15 protein-coding genes, 1 other RNA gene and 1 pseudogene are annotated in these 16,391 nt (G+C 42.1%); all 17 read right to left on the reverse strand.

The window, feature by feature from the left end; all coding sequences use genetic code 11:
• A pseudogene (locus GCA01S_RS21485) lies at positions 1–170 on the reverse strand (pre-toxin TG domain-containing protein); the annotation flags it as partial.
• Positions 167–481: a hypothetical protein gene (locus tag GCA01S_RS12795; protein ID WP_042410527.1), complete on the reverse strand. Its 315-nt coding sequence runs from the start codon at positions 479–481 to the stop codon at positions 167–169. The pseudogene GCA01S_RS21485 and the gene GCA01S_RS12795, both read right to left, overlap by 4 nt.
• 152 nt (positions 482–633) lie before the next feature.
• The gene (gene essA / locus GCA01S_RS12800; protein ID WP_042410528.1) at positions 634–1,125 is read right to left on the reverse strand and encodes a type VII secretion protein EssA; all 492 of its coding nucleotides are present in this window, start codon (positions 1,123–1,125) and stop codon (positions 634–636) included.
• The gene (gene esaA / locus GCA01S_RS12805; RefSeq protein WP_042410530.1) at positions 1,115–3,913 is read right to left on the reverse strand and encodes a type VII secretion protein EsaA; all 2,799 of its coding nucleotides are present in this window, start codon (positions 3,911–3,913) and stop codon (positions 1,115–1,117) included. The genes essA and esaA overlap by 11 nt, the downstream gene beginning before the upstream one ends.
• Before the next feature lie 19 nt (positions 3,914–3,932).
• On the reverse strand, positions 3,933–8,369 hold the full coding sequence (gene essC / locus GCA01S_RS12810) for a type VII secretion protein EssC (RefSeq protein ID WP_042410532.1): 4,437 nt from the start codon (positions 8,367–8,369) through the stop codon (positions 3,933–3,935).
• A 42-nt stretch (positions 8,370–8,411) separates the two neighbouring features.
• Positions 8,412–9,746, reverse strand: a complete 1,335-nt coding sequence (essB, locus tag GCA01S_RS12815) for a type VII secretion protein EssB (protein ID WP_042410534.1) — start codon at positions 9,744–9,746, stop codon at positions 8,412–8,414.
• A gap of 34 nt (positions 9,747–9,780) precedes the next feature.
• Positions 9,781–10,020 (reverse strand): EsaB/YukD family protein, encoded by a 240-nt coding sequence (locus GCA01S_RS12820; RefSeq protein WP_017435737.1) that lies wholly within the window; start codon positions 10,018–10,020, stop codon positions 9,781–9,783.
• Between the two features lie 77 nt (positions 10,021–10,097).
• Positions 10,098–10,391 carry a WXG100 family type VII secretion target gene (locus GCA01S_RS12825; protein ID WP_017435736.1) on the reverse strand — a complete coding sequence of 98 codons (294 nt, stop codon included), beginning with the start codon at positions 10,389–10,391 and terminating at the stop codon, positions 10,098–10,100.
• 246 nt (positions 10,392–10,637) lie between these two features.
• Entirely contained in the window at positions 10,638–10,970 is a 333-nt protein-coding gene (locus GCA01S_RS12830; protein ID WP_042410536.1) for a hypothetical protein, read from the reverse strand.
• A gap of 16 nt (positions 10,971–10,986) precedes the next feature.
• Positions 10,987–12,909 (reverse strand): DUF6792 domain-containing protein, encoded by a 1,923-nt coding sequence (locus GCA01S_RS12835; RefSeq protein ID WP_042410539.1) that lies wholly within the window; start codon positions 12,907–12,909, stop codon positions 10,987–10,989.
• 24 nt (positions 12,910–12,933) lie between these two features.
• A complete protein-coding gene (locus GCA01S_RS12840; RefSeq protein ID WP_174407501.1) occupies positions 12,934–13,515 on the reverse strand; it encodes a hypothetical protein in 582 nt (193 codons plus the stop codon).
• A 165-nt stretch (positions 13,516–13,680) separates the two neighbouring features.
• Complete coding sequence (locus GCA01S_RS21340; RefSeq protein WP_369492347.1) at positions 13,681–13,848, reverse strand: hypothetical protein; 168 nt, start codon at positions 13,846–13,848, stop codon at positions 13,681–13,683.
• A complete protein-coding gene (locus tag GCA01S_RS21035) occupies positions 13,845–14,159 on the reverse strand; it encodes a DUF6792 domain-containing protein (protein ID WP_255212290.1) in 315 nt (104 codons plus the stop codon). Before GCA01S_RS21035 ends, GCA01S_RS21340 begins: the two co-directional genes overlap by 4 nt.
• A gap of 249 nt (positions 14,160–14,408) precedes the next feature.
• Complete coding sequence (locus GCA01S_RS12850; RefSeq protein ID WP_017435731.1) at positions 14,409–14,972, reverse strand: 3D domain-containing protein; 564 nt, start codon at positions 14,970–14,972, stop codon at positions 14,409–14,411.
• Positions 14,973–15,148: 176 nt separating this feature from the next.
• On the reverse strand, positions 15,149–15,328 hold the full coding sequence (locus GCA01S_RS20170; RefSeq protein WP_042410542.1) for a hypothetical protein: 180 nt from the start codon (positions 15,326–15,328) through the stop codon (positions 15,149–15,151).
• Positions 15,329–15,444: 116 nt separating this feature from the next.
• Positions 15,445–15,798, reverse strand: a transfer-messenger RNA (tmRNA) gene (gene ssrA, locus GCA01S_RS19470).
• 105 nt (positions 15,799–15,903) lie between these two features.
• Positions 15,904–16,371, reverse strand: a complete 468-nt coding sequence (smpB, locus tag GCA01S_RS12860) for an SsrA-binding protein SmpB (RefSeq protein WP_015865015.1) — start codon at positions 16,369–16,371, stop codon at positions 15,904–15,906.
• Between the last annotated feature and the right edge of the window lie 20 nt (positions 16,372–16,391).

Genomic DNA, 16,391 nt, shown 5'->3' on the forward strand with positions numbered 1-16,391 from the left:
TCATCTCTGAGACTATCGATCGCATCAGTGCTAATGCCGGGAATCTTCATCACCAACGATGGAAATTCCCACGAAAGCGAGGTCCGAGCACGGGAGCAGCCGTCTTCGGCATCGGGGACATGCTCGGCTACGGCTTCCAGCTCTTCTGGCTTGATTCGTATCGTCGTCATTGCAGCTCCTCTATCTTTCGCCGAAGGCGGGCGATTTCCCTGCTTATTTCATGCAAAAGATCATCTGCGGTCGCATAAATGCGTGCCTCAATTTGCCGCAAGTCCCCGTATACCAATTCATACGCTTCCCTCGACTCTCCCTGCCAATACGGAACATACTCCTCATTTGCGCGATAAAAGGCATGAGTGCCTTGATGAAACTCCTCTATCGCTTCTTTGACTTGCCCCTGATAGGACTCGAGGCAATCGATCATCGTCTCGCAGGCCCAACGTCTCAATTCTTTTTCAGCCGATTCCAATAAAGACGCCATCTTGATTCCTCCCCCTCATTTACACACTATTAAATGGTAACACAAGGATAAATCATGATATATTCCTATTTTTCTAGATGACCATCGGGATTTTTTCCTTATTCATCTATTCTTCCATACTAAATAAAACGTTCCTTCGGCAGATAACGGGTTTACGAAACAAACTTTTTCATGCGCGGAACGATTACCGTGAAGAGGACGATAAGAAAGCCGAAAATGAAAAAGCCGAACAGCCATGGCAGAAACGATGATGATGTTTGTTCCGCCTCATCCAATGGCCGATGAGACGGAACCGTTTGTTCTTCGACGGCAGAAAACAATCCTAGTTTCTCCGCTTTGACAGCAATCGTATTCGTTTCTTTTTCACCCGATAAAAATAACTGTGCTTTTGTTTGCTCAAAGAAAGAAGATGTCGGTCTTTGAAATGTCAGCGATGTTTGCACCTCCGGTAAATCTCTTTTTTCATCGAGCAGCGACTCTTCATGAATGTAATCCATACGTAATTCGATGTCCTGCCGTTGATATTGATTTGGTTCAATTTCCGGCCACTTGTCCGTTTCCGCGTAAACCGTCCCCCCCATCGCAGCCAATACAGAGCAGAGGAAGGGGAAAAAGAACATCACAAGGCGTCCTCTACCCTTCATATGTTTCCTCCTCCTTCTGCAAAACGGCCAGGCGCTGTTTTAAAAACGGAACAGCGGACATGAGCAGCGTGACAACTCCTAACGTAAGGACAGCTGGATAAAATGCTTGCTGGTCTCCATATTGAATCGACATGTACGTCTTTGAGATCGGATGGTCAAAGCTAAAGTTTGGCAATACTAAGTCGAGTAATGGAGTAATGAAAAACAGGATTAAGCCGACTCCGAGCACCCAGCCGGTAAACGGTCCGATGAAAAAGGCCAAACGAACAATGGCAGAACAGAAAAATAATAAGATGATGGTAAAGATGCTCCACTTGAGGGCCTGCACATCTTGCATCGGATAAATTCGCAATCCATATGTGCTGATGATGAAGCCAACAAGCAAGTTCATCATGACCAGCAATGCAGCCTGCATCATAAGCGGAACGGAAGAATGATAATGCAGGAAGAACCCGATGAGCATGCCGCAGAGCAAAATAATGATAAACATCACGACAGGCGGCGTGTACGTTGTTTTCTCTTCCGGGATATCTCCTTTTACTTGTACCGGATTGGTTAAGTAATCATACACATATCCGTTTGTTTGTTGGTCTACCATCGCATTGTCTAGCAGATGATATACATCATTTTTAATTTGTTTGGTTGTATTAACATTGGCTGCCCATTTGTTGTTTAACTCATCCGCCCGATCTTGGACCGATGCCACTTTGTCATGCAGATTATTTGTATAATCGATCATCCGGTCTTGCCCTTTAGCAATGGAGGTGACCAAATCAGAAATTTGTGCAACGTCTTGCAGCGTGTTTTGCTGCATGGTAATAACAAATTCGCCATCGTTGGCTCCTAGCGTCGATTGTATTGTTCCTTCTTCATCTACGGTTTGCTGAAGCTGTGCTGTTACTTCATTCGCAGCGTCGTTTAGCGCTTGCAGTTGTTCCATCAGCTCTGCCTGCACTTTTTCCACATTTTCATCATATTGCCGTATATATTCAAGCGTTGCTTCAACAAAAGAATGAACGTTATTTTCGGCCGTTTCTGCACCTTGCAAAGAAGCGGCTGAGTCGCCCTGCAACTGCTGAATTCCGCTATGAATCTTCGATAAAGTTTGGAAAATCTCCGCTTTTTCCTTCCAATTTAAAATCAGCTGATCCACAAGTGCTTCATCAACATTCCCCGTTCGCTTTAATGCATCCTCAAAAATCGATAACCAAGCAAAATAGGCGAGAAGATCATTCATGTTTCTGTTTTGAATAGCCGGCTGAAAGCAGGCTGATAATTGTTGCTTTCGCCCTTCAGATAACGACGGAGACTGAAGAATAGCTTGTTCTTTTGCAATAATTTGCTGAACCACTGTTTCTTCCGATTGCCCATTGGCGTCATTAGCCTGCACGGCCAATTGCTTTGCCAATTGCACATATTTTTCCTGCCATTGCTGCTCGAGGGATAACTGCTTTTTCCATGCTTCTTTTGCCTTTTGCATTTCTATTTCCAGCTGATTCATGACATTGTCAATATTCCCCCAGCTTTCCGATGTACCTTGCCCTTCCTGCGTCTCTTGCGGGAGTTGCGGTTTTACCGTTTGCAGCTCGGTCTTTAAAGACGCCAGCTGCTGCTCGAGCGCATTCAGCCACTGCCCGTTCCCTGCCGGCTGCGGCAACTCTCCCGGTACCGGCGGTTCATTCGGTGCTGATGGAGTGGCGGCGGATTGCAGCTGCTGCCGTAGCGAAATGAGTTTTTGCTGCACTTCGTCCAATGTCTTTGTATCTGTTTGTTGTTGATACTGACGGATGAGATCTTTTTGCGACTCCAACAGTCGTTCATCAACGTTGGCATTTTCCAGCTGGTCATAGAGATTCGTCAATGCCGTATGGCTGTTCGCAACCGTATTGCGCAGTGTGGACACAGATTCGAGCAAGGTTTGGCCATTTAATTCCAACTCCGGTTTGACATTCCATGGCCGTTCTACGACGGAACGTATTCCTTGACTCACCATCATTTCATACTGATGAATTCCTTCTTGGATGAGATCATGCTGCCGTTGCTGATATTCTTTATACTCCTGAATATCCTCGATAAACGAAGCAATCTCCGCTTCCGCCTGCTCCAAACCTTTTAACGTATCGTTGGAGGAGCTTTCGGCGTTTTTCGAAGACGAAAGCAGCTGTTCAAGCATCTTCCTTTGACTCTCGATCTCTTTTGTTAATTTTGTAGAACTAGGGGTGTAAAAATCATACATCGTCTTTTGAAAAGCGATTTCTTTTTCCAAAATAGCGCTGAATTTTTTGCGAATATCTTCTATCGCTTGGCCGACATAGCTCCAATACAGTGTAGACATCTTTTGATTGATCGTATTTTTGGCTGCCTCTAACTCTTTTTGTACCCGCTCCCGATTTTTCGCCTCAAGATTCGGCTGGATTTTATATTGAACGGTTGCCTTTAGCGGCTGTTTTTCATTAAACGTTAAAATGTTTCTGGAAAAATCGGATGGCAGATAAACGACAGCGTCATATTGACCGTCCGCCAGCCCCTTTTCCGCCTGACTGCGGTTGACGACAGACCATTGATAAGTAGAAGCATCATCAAGGGCTGGTATCATTTCTTTGCCGAATTCGTATGTTTTCTTATCGTAAGTGGCTCCTAAATCTTCGTTGACTACCGCGATTCGGTTCGTTGTCCTCTCCGTTACCTTCATTGGATTATGGCCAATGAACGTAAAGAATAGTACAGGAAGAGCAACAATAAACACAATCTTCGCAATCAACTGGACGATTTTCCCTTTTTCCGTCATATGATTCACCTGATTTCCTTTATTCTACTTTTGGGATTTGTATTTTTTGTTCTTTTCCATTTAAGACAAAGTAGCCAAACCCCGGATCCACTTCTGGTTCGTGTCGTGTAAATGGCAGTGCAAACAAGCTTTGTTCCGATTTTTTCATGACGAGGATTGCTTGCCGAATTTGTTTCAGTTCCGTTGTCAGCGCATCAAAGCCCTTTATAAATTCATTCGCGTTTCCTGCGACAATGACACTAAATCCAAGATGGCTGTATCGCTTCATCATCATCGCGATTCTCTCGTGAGTTTTACTATCCACAAACTGCTGAAACCGGGAAAGGCTATCCGCGACAAAAACAACCGGTGAAAAGGATTGCCCATGAACATTCACTTTCCCAATTGCCGCTAAATACTCTTCCTCTCTCTTTTGCAATATTCCGTTTACTTCATCAAGCCAATGGTGCATTTGCTCCTTTGTTTCTATATAGACGACGTTTTCTTTATTAGCGTATAAAGCAAGTCCACGGTCAACTCCATCAAACAGCCCGATGCCTGCTGTCGGCTGGGCGAGCAATGATTCCAATATCACTTTGATCACATTCGTCTTTCCTTTGCGCGACTGTCCTACTACAAGACAATGCGGATTGGTTTGTATACGAAGGGAGACCGGGCGAACCGTCTCTTCATCGAGTCCAATCGGAATCAAGCCAGGCTGCGGCTCGCCCACATACGTTTTGGCAAAGACCGCAAATGGCAATTGCGCTGGAAGCATCGGAATAGGCTCTGGCGTCTTCATTTCCTTATATCGCTCTTTTAATCTCGTTATCTCTTGCTTTACGTTTTCGTGCACGGCGATGTCATGATCTCCATCAGCCGGAAGATATATTTGCGTTAAGACCGCTTGTTCTTTTTTTACCAGCGCTCGCCCCGGAATGGGTTCGACCTCGTACGGAGTTCGTCCAATGATGGAAAACCGTTCCGAACTGTCAAGGAAATAATGAACGATTTTTGTTTTTAAATTGTTCATAAGCGAAGGGCGAATTCCGCTAATTCTTGTTGCCGTCATCATCAAAAATATTCCAAGCGACTGCCCGTCTCGAGCATATTGAATGAGCTGTGTTTCCAAATCGGGCATTTCCTCTTTGACAAGGTCAAAATTGTCAATTGCAATAAAAATAATCGGAAGCTTTTCTTCAGAAAGCGTGTTATATAATTTGATGGTGCTTACTTCTTTTTCCATAAACCGTTGTTTCCGCCGCTCCATTTCCTCTTTCATGAACTTGATGAATTTTTCTATTTTCTTTCCATCGTCAAAACGGAAATAATCGGCGGTATGCGGCAATTGCCGCAACGGCAGCAGCGCGCTGTTGCCAAAGTCGAAAATGTAATAATGAAGCTGTTCCGGACTATAGACGGACGCAAAGCTCATTAACAATGTCATCGCCGTTGTCGATTTCCCATATCCCGCAGAACCAAAAATGCCGATATTTCCGTCTTCAAGCCATTGATATAAGTAGTCCGATTGCCGCTGCAGTTCAGGTTCATCTTTTAGACCAATCGGAAAATGAACGGTGTCTCGTTCTAGCAAGGCAGGGCGATGCAAGCGCGTAGATAGCGGCGGCAGCCATGGGCTCGGCAGCTTTTCGATCCCGAGTTGCTGCTGCGCCTTGATAATTTCTTGAACAACCATTTCAATTTCTGTTTTTTGTGTTTTCTTGTTTTTCTTCATTTTCGCATCAATATTCGAAACGGGAACAAGTCCTAAGTCGGTGACAATATAAATATCATCTTCTGATTCAAAGCCTTCTTCCATATACGGCGCACCGCTCCATGCCGATTGAAACAGTTCGTATACTTCATTATTTCCGACTTGAAGATAAGCGCGGCCTGTTACGGTAATGGTAGCCGCATCTCCGTTTTTCAATATTTCCTTGCTGTCGCTGGCATCTTGCACTTTCAAGCAGATACGAAAGCGGGCATTGCTCCAAATTTGCTCGTCGATGACTCCTCTTGGCTTTTGTGTTGCTAAAATAAGATGAACTCCTAAGCTGCGGCCAATCCGCGCCGCGCTCACTAATTCGCGAATAAAGTCCGGTTCTTCGCTTTTTAATTCGGCAAATTCATCGGCGATTAAGAATAGATGAGGCAGAGGCTGTTTCGCTTTGCCTTGTTTATATAAATCCATGTAATCATTGATATGATTGACTTCGTAGCGGTCAAACAAACGCTGCCGCTTTTTCAGCTCACTATTAATGGAAGCCAACGCGCGTGCGCTGAAGTTTTTGCTGCCGTGAATATTCGTAATGGTGCCTAATAAATGCGGAATGTTTTTAAACGGCTGCGCCATGCCGCCTCCCTTATAGTCAATGAGCAAAAACGCAACTTCATGAGGGTGAAAATGCACCGCCAATGACAAAATATACGTTTGCAGCAGTTCACTCTTCCCGGACCCCGTCGTTCCCGCGACAAGCCCGTGCGGACCGTGCGCTTTTTCATGCAGGTTCAGCTCCACGACGTCTTTTTTGCCTTTTAGTCCAATTGGAACGGCCAGCGAGCGCGAAGACTGATGTGTCATCCAATTTTCCTTAATATTTATCTCTTCCGCATTCTTCACCTGAAGTAATTCGAAAAACGTTACTTTTTCTGGAATAGAGTTGTGCATTCCCCTTTGATGATCTAAAGAGCGCAATAGGCGGGCGAACCGCTCGTTTCCTTCCCGAGTATGTTCATCGAGCGTAAACGGAATATGCGCCGCTTTCCGGTGCTGAATTAAAATTTCTCCATCCCGTTCGTTGATATATTGCACAAGTGTATGAATGTTTTCTGTTAAACTTTCCTTTGTATCGGAAGCAAAAATAACGGAAATGCCGATATCTTCGTTTTTTTCCTCCAAATATTCTAAAATCACATGTTCGGCGATTAAAGAGCGGTTGGCAACGATAAACACAAAATGCGGGGAAAACCGTTTTTTCTCTTTTTCCTCATCGAGATCGCGTTCCCGCAATATCTCGTAAATGGACGACAACAATTGGTCACGTGTCTGTTCGTTATAAATAAATCCTTTCGCGAAAGAATTGGGCAGTTGAAAATGCGGGAGCCATTTCATCCATTCCCAATCCTTATAATCCTTTTCAGCAAAGATGGCAACAAACCGTACATCGTGGTAACTGTGGAAAAAGGCGATTTGCCCTACAAGCTGCTGAATTTCATGATTGACGATCGAAGCTTTCCCGATCATTCCCATTGCCCCGCTTGACAAATCAATCGTAAGCGGCACATTTTTTACGGTTTGATAAACTTGCGCCATCTGTTGAGCTTGCTCCAATAAATCATCGATTTCCCGATTGGCTAAATCACTCATACTCACCGACACTTCATAGGTAGACGGAACATCCGCTTTTCCGATCCGAAGATGGAGGAAATCGTCGCTTTCCATCGTTCGTTCCCAAATACGGTCGCTAATTTGCAATGCGAACGATTTCATCTTTTCAAATGACGGAAAGTGGTAATATAGCACGTTTCTTTGTTTCTCGTATAGTGCGTGAAGCTCTTCCCGTTTTTGTTCCAAGTAATTCGTATAAATGCGCCGTCGTTTCTCTTTCCGTGCTTTGCGATTCTTTCTTTCCCGAAAATATTGCACGGTCGATGTCACTAACGTGGTCGCAAACATCACGATCGAAATGAGGATAAAGATGCCCCGTGGTTGAATTAAAGCAATAACCCCCATAACAAGAAGCATCATCAACGGCGGTAAAATCATTAGCCATAAACCGCGCTGATCCCCATCTCCTTCTTGGCTTGGAAATGAAACCGTGACCTTTTCTCTTGGCGGTTCATAAATCATGCGCGGTGTCCGGTGATAAACAGGATATTTTTTTTTCATTTCTGAAACCGGCGGCAATGTTTCCGTCAGCAAAGATGTTATCTCTTGGCTGCTCGTGACCGCTAATAAATCATCCTCTAAAAAAACAAATTGTACATACGGACATAGGATCACGTCCCCGTTTTGTAAAGGTGCCATGTTAGATATTTTCGCTCCATTGAGAAACAGAGGTGATTCATGGTTTGGAGCAACCAACCATTCTCCTTGCTGCTTGACAAACGATACCCTCGCTGTTTTGGTTTGAATGTCTGCTTGTAGATCAGGCGCCACCATCAGTTCGGTTTTATTGCCGACGTAATAAATGTGCGTTTTTATTTCCTTGTCCATCCACACGACCGTAATCGTTTGTCCATCGTCATCCACCGTAAAGGGAGTATACGGCTTCAATTCCCCAATTGGTTTATCTCCTTGCAGCACCGTCATGGCGGAAGCATCTGTTTGTTTGATTTCTATATATCCGTTACGAAATAAAAAGGATGGGATGGTGATATGATGCTCCAGTTTATTTCCGATAGAAATGCAACCCTCTTGTCCTGTCAGTGGGAATAGCTGGCAAGTATCCTTATAAAAAATCCATAATTGACTCATATAATCCTCTCCTATGATGCTCGTTGCTGCGCTTTCTTCCATTTATTTTTTCGTTTCCGCATTGTTTGGCTTCGCGCTATTAGATGCAGGCGGCTTATGATTAGGCGCCGGTGTGTTGGACTGTTGTTTTGGCGCCGTCGAAGCCGGAGGGCTGGTTGCCGGCTGCTGTACCGGGGGTTGCTGCTGGCTTGTCTCCTCTTGCTGCTTTTCTTTCAATTGCTTTTCCTGCTCCTCTCTTTCTTTCTCATATTCTTCTATCTCTCTATCAATCTCTTCTAATTTTTGCTGCTTTTCCTCTCCGGACAACTCTTCGTCCGCCTTTATTTCTTCACGGTATTTTAACAAACCGTACATAATCAGCTCCCTATCTTCCATCGCTCTCGCCAATTCAAGCGCGTCCTCGCTTCTTCCCCGGCCGATATAAATCCAATACAGCAAATACTGCGGGTCTGTTTTCAACGTAATATTATTTAATACCACTTTCTGCTGCTCTTCCGTAAGCGACTCTGTCATGACATAGGAAGAAGCAAGTTCATATTGCACTACATACGGCATTTTTTCTGGAGGATAATTTTCTAATGTCGTAATCACGTCGCTATATTTATTTTGTAAAAACAGCTCGGTACTTTGGATATATGCTTCTTGTTTTGGCTGCAAAAAAAAGAAGGAATAAAACGTATAAATCATAGCAGGAATTAACAAACCAACTGTCGAAAAGAATATATATCGTTGCATAGTCCATTTTCGTTTTGGAATATGTACAGACGCTCGTTCTTTTGCTTCTTCCTCATCCATCCATCGTTCTAAAATGGACAAAAGCGCTTCTAGGTTTTCTGCTTGCAACATTTCCTTAGCGATATCGGAACATTTTAATGTTTCATGAAATTTAAAGTATTCTTCAAAACGGTGTTGCCCGTCTGTCAATGCTAGCACCGTCGCTTTTACTTCTTGAAGGAGACGTGCTTCATCCGGTTCATACGGCGGCAGGCTCTCCTTTATTCCGACATGAAGGAAAAAAGGTTCCAATCCATGATCAAACACAAGGTTTTCCGGGCATATAATAAGGATAAACCGACGAAGAGAGTGATTTTTCACTTTTGTGACGAGTTGATATGCCGCTCTTAGCCGGGAAAGCAGCGATTTTTTCCGTACAGCTGGAAACGAAAAAAACGATGCGGGTGGAGTGATGGTGATCTTCACTTCATCCTCAGACACGTCAATATCCCGTAACAAATAAGGATCGATTTCCTTTATGATCTGTAATTCTAGCGGATGCTGCATTTTTAATTTCGCACGCTGGAAGACAATCGTGTAATGTTTATCTTTGGTCATTACGGCATCGATTTGCGTTTCCAAATAGGTCTTTTTCTCTTCCATAATAAAATAGAACTCCTTTTCTCTTTCTCGATGGCTACAATATAACGATGCGGTCTCCATCCGTAATTCCGCTGTCCTTTAATGTAAAATAGCCCGGGCAGACCATTTGTTTATTGTCTACCCGCACCCAGTAGCCTTCTCTTGGCGGCGCCGATATGTTTTTTAACTGCCAAACAATATCGATGAGTTTTTTGATCGAATAAAAATTGGACAGACGAAGATCAAATACATCCTCTGTATAATGCCGGAGATCGATTGTGACTTGAATGTACATGAGATAAGCCCCCAATATAGAAAAAAGCGCCATAATCTTTCTTAGATTTGTAGCGCTTTTTTCGAACATGTCACTCTTTATCCACGGATTTGGCTGGCGATTTGCTGATCTGTTTCTTCCAAAATCGTAGCGGAATTGTGCAATTGTTGCGCAATTTCGTTTAATAGTACAGCCATTTTTTCAAACGATGGGCGCAACTCGTGATACTGCTGGATAAATGCTTGACTGGAAGCACCTTCCCAAATTCCTTGCAGCATATTGCTCATTTGATCCAATCGTGAAACCAATTCCGTGACATTAGAGCTTTCTGTATTATATTGTCTTGCGACTCCACGCAATTCTTCCGGTGTTAAACGAATAACGCCTGACATAGTTTCTCCCCCTATAGCCATATTTTCCCTTTTATTTTAATGAAGATGACAAGCAGCGGTCAACAATATATAACCATTTCTTTTAAAATAAGGAAAAAGTAGTATTTTTCCCTGATTGTCCAATGATTTTGTGCCATTTTTCTCATTACGATAGATACTTTCTTACTATTCATGGAATTAAAAGAAGACGGAGTATAGGAGGAGTGTACGGGGATAGGCGGGGCTGATGTTCATTAACCCCCTCATTTATCTTTTCTTTTCCCGAATAATGACATCATAATACAAGGTGATATTTTGTCCTCTCATCTCATTAATCATGTCTGTGTATAGCGAAGCGACGTATCTCATGTCGTCCCTGAACGTATAATTAATCGATAGGTTATTTTCTTGATACTGTTTTATCGCTTCATTGGTTTTGTCGATGATTTGCCCACTGCCATATTTCATTTCATGATGAATCAAATGAACCAATTCCTCATCCAATTCACTCATTCTATTTAATTGTTGAATAAAAGTGTTCGCTTTATACGTAAAATCCTGCTCTAGACCAAAATTATAGAGCATATTCAGTTGTCCCATACAAAATATCCCCTCCTTATCCATATCGCAAATCAAATATTTTGGACACATTTTGGTCCTGCTCAAAAAACTCCTCAAACGATTTTTTAATGGTTTCAATGAGTTCTTTTCCTCTAGAAATTTCATGTTCATAATACGAAAACATCGATTCTTCAAAGATATACGGAATCCTCCGATCCAACGGTGGAATAGACTCATGGACATCAATGCGGCGTAACACATACACTTGTTTTGCATCATCGGTAAAATGCCCCAATAAATGCTGATAAGCCCAGGGATTTTGTTCCATGTCCTCGATTTTCTTCATCAGTTCTCGTTTTTGTGTTTCAAAATCCTCTACATATTCATGTAAATAGCTCTGCTTCATCTCATTCAATACCGCTTCTTTTTCTTCCATAATTTGCAGTCCCTTTAGATATATTCTTACGGCGGAGGAAAGATTCATCCGGATTTCACGTTCTCCCACCTTCTTGATTAAAATCAAATTTCCATTCTCATCATACGTTCTGCCTTTGGAACGGGCGAGAGCATTGATGACTTCGTTCAAGGAATGGGCATTCACGCTTGTGGTGATAGCATTTTGAAGATTCTTCGTATTTTCTTGGATGATTTGAAGACGTTTTTCAATGTCCAATACCTTATCCCGAATTTGGAATAACGTCTCAATGCATTGAAGAATATCAACAGGATTTAAGAGAACGATCCCATTCCATAGTTCATGAAGCAGCTGTTGTATCAATGTGACATCTTTTTCAATTCCCTTGACTTCTCTCAACACTGTGTTCTTTTCCTCTACCGTCATGTAGCCTAATTGCACGAATACACTCAACATCGGGTCCAGATTTTTATACAGTATTCCGATGTGCTTGAGCAGCACTGGAATCTTCTCACTCATTTCATCGTACATATGATCGATTTTAGAAAGAATGTCTTTTGCATGCATCACATAGTCTATGGCATCATAGCCCTGAAGCGACTCAATAAAGGCGATATCGACCCCCGTCATCGCCTGAACGACCCCATCAAATCCTTTTTCATTATAAACATCTGAATATTGCGACAAATATACTTGAATGGCTTTTACATCTTTATCGGATATTTTCGCAATCAAATCTTTGATACTAGTAAAATCCTTGTTCGTATCAATGACCTGGCGGCTTCCGATATCGATGAACCCCCGCACCCCGCTCACCGCATACAATAGATCCTCCTGGGCGGTCAGATGATGAATCGAACGCTCGTCGATTTGCTTTTTATAATATTCTTCCGCAAAGGCCTTGAGCTCGGAAGGGGGGAGGGAGTAAATTTCTTCATAATGATCAAAATTTAAATTGAATTTTTTTACTAATTGGCCCCAGAAGTACTCATCAATCGTTGCTAATTGATAAAAACTGGGCGGTGCATCGTTAATAACATATACTTTTTCATATCTCTTTTCAGTGAGTTGTATTGTCTCGTTTAAGTTCCCACCCAATGAATGTCCCAGTCCGATTTTCTTTAGTTTGATTTTGTTATCACTGCGTCCAACTTTTTCATTAATTTTCTGTGTCACAATCTGGTCAAATCGCAATGCAGCATCGTATTGACTCCTATTTTGTCCAACGAAAATCCCGAAAACATTGTAAGTCCAATCAAGGGGCTTCCAAGTGTCTTTTTCCGGCGCTTCGCTTCCCCTTGTAATGGTATATAATTGATTGATTCCCTTTTCCTCGTCATAAAAATGAATTGCTGTTCCATCAAAACCAGAATCAATATGACTGAAATCTTTAAAATCATCAGAGCGATAAATCGTAATGTGAGCGGGCGGCTCTTTTCCTGTTTCTTCGATATAAATTCTTTTGATTTCTCTTTTGATTTCATCAATGGTCAGATTTTGATATTCTACATTCATAATCCGCGCACGCAATATATCCGTATTTAGCACTTCTTCATTTGACACAAAATCTTCACCTCCCTCTCTCCATCAATACTGAAATTTTATCGATTTCATAAACATTTTTGCCCGTTCTTCTTCTTTCTGTACATCCATGTTACACTTCTGGTTTGCGTCCTTACAAGTGACTGCATATATAAATCGGACTGCTTGATAGCTGTGATTCGACTTTACATAGCTGAAAAAATAATAAATAATATCATTATTGGAAATATGTTGTTCATTCTTACCAAAGTAAATCGTGTTGTTATTAGATTCAAATTTTGTATATTTGCCATTATAGTGGACATAGGTAGATAATAAATCAAGGTTTACATCAATGTTTTCCGTTATTTTTGCATTTTCATATGTCATTCTGATATAGTTAGATATATTTTCTTTTTCTCTTCCCCCTCCCAAATGTATAGATTCATAATATTTTTTATGCTTTTCATAAAACATGCGGTCTATTTTTGCATTTTTCGGATACAGCATCGTAAAGCCGCCGGTTTTCGACTTGAATAAGTAATATCCTTCTTTCACTTCTTTTGGCGAGACCATAAATTCCCGAGTAAACTTGTCTTGAAATGCCACCGTGTCCGGCAACTTCTCCGGTTGAGCCTTTGAATCCATCTCACACCCTCCGATCCATATCAACATCAATAGCAGCAAATTTCTCCATCGCTTAAGCAAAGGACAGTCTCCTTTCCCAATTATCTCCATTCTCTCTATACGTATCATATGATCACGGTGTGATCAATAAAAAATGTTATTATATCCAAATTCAAGAAAAAAGAACTATAGCTTTAAGAGGAAATGTAGGCGACTTATGACTTTAGACCTTATTGATGAATCAGAGAAATGAAAAGAAAATGGGGGGCTTGTCTTGCATGTCCTTTGAGGGGATTTTTGAAAGAGGTACCTGACATACACTTGGTCAAATCGATGTGCAGTGAGTTGGATCATTTCGACATGGTTCCCGCCCAGCGAATGACCCACAATCCGATTTTTTTCAGTTCGATTGTTTGACCGTTCCTCTTTAATTCTTCGGTAATGATTTGTGTCACTTTCCGGTCAAATTCCAATGCATCTCTATATTGACTTCTGCTTTGCCCGACGAAAATTCCAAAAGCATTGTAAGCCCAGTCGAGCGGCTTCCAAGTATCGTTTTCCTGCATTTCACTTCCCCGTGCAATGGTATACATTTGATTGATTCCTTTTTCCTCATCGTATAGATGAATCACCGTGCCATCAAAACCGGAATCGATGTCGTTCAAATTTTTAAAGTCGTCCGAATGGTACACGCGGATATGGGCGGGAGGCTCGCTGCCTGTCCCTTTTGATTTCCTCTGCGGGAAGATAAAAAATCAATAAGAGAACACAAAACTTACTTTATTTAATATCAAGACGAATTTATGAAATTTAAAGATATCAAGTATTATATATATAAATAATGATAAAGGTTTTTTATTGGAAGGAAAGGTGCTATATTATGAAAAAAGACCGGCATCATGCCGGCTCCTTGATTATTTATATACTTTAACTTTTACTGTTCTGACACCCCATTGGATAGCTTTTGCTTTTGTAGGCATGAGTACGTCAATTTTATAGCCTCTGATTCCGCTTCCTTTATCAGCTGCAACCGCATAGCCGTAACCTTCCACATAAACTTTTGAACCTAACGGAATTACCTTTGGATCAACGGCAATTACTTTCATCGAAGGGTTTTTCTTTAAATTTAAGCCTGTAGCCGTTATTCCGCGGCAGCCTTTACAGTTTACTGTATAAGCATATGCTTTAACGGTGATTGTTTTGTACGCTGCTGTTTTGGCTGCTGCTTTTTTTACTGTAGTTTTAGCAGCCGCTTTGGTTACTGGTCCTGAAATCTTTAAAACCTGCTTTGGTTTGATCAAATCGCTTTTAAGGTTATTCCATCTCTTTAGCTGGCTGACAGTCACTTTATACTTTTTAGCTATACCCCAAAGAGTGTCACCACTTTTTACCTGATATGTACCGGCTGCCGATGCAGCTCCTGAAAATCCGAATGCTAGAAAGATTGATGAAGTAATATATAATAGTAATTTTTTCAAGATAATAACCCCCCTTGCTTACATTCGTAACAATAGAATATCAATAAAATGTAACAATTATGTTTCATAGAATTAGTAATTATGTTACAAAATGAAGACATAATTGTATCATCTTGTTTTTTCTTGACTTTTAGTTCCTCCATCATCAGATAGACCGTAATGAACCCCTCCCACCTTCATTCCATGAAGAGGTGGGAGTTTCTTACCATCTCCATCGAAGAAGCTTCTGCTCGGAAGAAGGCGGTCTTCTTCCGCTCGATGAATGCATCGGAAGCCTTCTTGATGGATCCAGTAAGCAACATCGGCATCACACCGATGGGGCGGTCCAACCCTTCTACTACTTCTTGCTTACGCATAAAAAAGGTGCACTTCCTATCAAGTGCACCCCAACAATTGACATAGAACCAATGAAAAAACGGACTTGCCATTATCGGCAAATCCGTTGATTTATTTTTTAAGCATATGATTAAGTATATGGAGACGGTGGGAGTCGAACCCACGTCCAGAGATATCGCCACTTAAGCATCTACGAGCGTAGTCGGTATATTTGGTTTCGCTGCATCTTCCGCCTACCGACAGGCCTCCGAGCAGCTAGCCTGGTTCGTCTCTTCCCTCGTCCTCAGGCGGCGGACTCGGGCGTAGCCCACTCGCTATGAGCCCCTGAACCGCCACGTGGGCGATGGCGGGAGGAGCTAGCTGCGTTTAATTAGGCAGCTAAAGCGTAGTTTTCTTTGCCAGTTATCTTTAGGTGACGTTTTTTACGAGGACGATCCCCTCGGCTCGCAGCTTAAGCTCGATCTATCCCTGTCGAATCCGTATCGTCCCCGTGATGGAGAAACGATGACGAATAAGCTTAAGCTTTGGATAACTGGCCATCGGCATTATTTATTATAGCATAATGCATATAAAATTCAATTGTGAAGTTTTGGAATTAGAGTTTTTGCCGTTCGCGAAACGCGCGTTCGATTTCCCGTTGTGCTTCTCTTCGTTTCATATCTTCGCGTTTATCATATTTTTTCTTTCCTTTGCCGACACCTAACAACACTTTGGCAAAACCGTTCTTAATATATAGCTTTAACGGAACGAGCGTATAGCCTTGTTCCTTGGTGTAGCCAATCAGCTTATTAATTTCACGGCGATGAAGAAGCAGCTTTCTTGTCCGCAATGGGTCATGGTTATAACGGTTCCCTTGTTCATATGGGCTAATATGCATATTATGAAGAAATACTTCTCCTTTTTCGACTTTGGCAAATGAATCTTTTAAGTTCACTTTTCCAGCACGGATCGATTTAATTTCCGTTCCTTGCAGGACAATCCCTGCTTCATACGTTTCTTCGATAAAATAATCGTGATGCGCTTTTTTGTTTTGCGCAATCAGTTTCCCTTCACCTTTCGGCATACCGCGCTCTTCCTCCTCTT

The organism is Parageobacillus caldoxylosilyticus NBRC 107762 (genome assembly GCF_000632715.1).
GTDB lineage: Bacteria > Bacillota > Bacilli > Bacillales > Anoxybacillaceae > Saccharococcus > Saccharococcus caldoxylosilyticus.

Bases quoted from the DNA above. Each gene is read 5' to 3' on its own strand.
- GCA01S_RS12825 (WP_017435736.1), bottom strand. From the start codon at position 10,391: ATGTCAGGCGTTATTCGTTTAACACCGGAAGAATTGCGTGGAGTCGCA.
- GCA01S_RS20170 (WP_042410542.1), bottom strand. From the start codon at position 15,328: ATGCGTAAGCAAGAAGTAGTAGAAGGGTTGGACCGCCCCATCGGTGTG.
- essB (WP_042410534.1), bottom strand. From the start codon at position 9,746: ATGGAAGAGAAAAAGACCTATTTGGAAACGCAAATCGATGCCGTAATG.
- essC (WP_042410532.1), bottom strand. From the start codon at position 8,369: ATGAGTCAATTATGGATTTTTTATAAGGATACTTGCCAGCTATTCCCA.
- GCA01S_RS12820 (WP_017435737.1), bottom strand. From the start codon at position 10,020: ATGTACATTCAAGTCACAATCGATCTCCGGCATTATACAGAGGATGTA.
- essA (WP_042410528.1), bottom strand. From the start codon at position 1,125: ATGAAGGGTAGAGGACGCCTTGTGATGTTCTTTTTCCCCTTCCTCTGC.
- GCA01S_RS12795 (WP_042410527.1), bottom strand. From the start codon at position 481: ATGGCGTCTTTATTGGAATCGGCTGAAAAAGAATTGAGACGTTGGGCC.
- GCA01S_RS21340 (WP_369492347.1), bottom strand. From the start codon at position 13,848: ATGATCCAACTCACTGCACATCGATTTGACCAAGTGTATGTCAGGTAC.
- smpB (WP_015865015.1), bottom strand. From the start codon at position 16,371: ATGCCGAAAGGTGAAGGGAAACTGATTGCGCAAAACAAAAAAGCGCAT.
- esaA (WP_042410530.1), bottom strand. From the start codon at position 3,913: ATGACGGAAAAAGGGAAAATCGTCCAGTTGATTGCGAAGATTGTGTTT.
- GCA01S_RS12840 (WP_174407501.1), bottom strand. From the start codon at position 13,515: ATGGATTCAAAGGCTCAACCGGAGAAGTTGCCGGACACGGTGGCATTT.
- GCA01S_RS12830 (WP_042410536.1), bottom strand. From the start codon at position 10,970: ATGGGACAACTGAATATGCTCTATAATTTTGGTCTAGAGCAGGATTTT.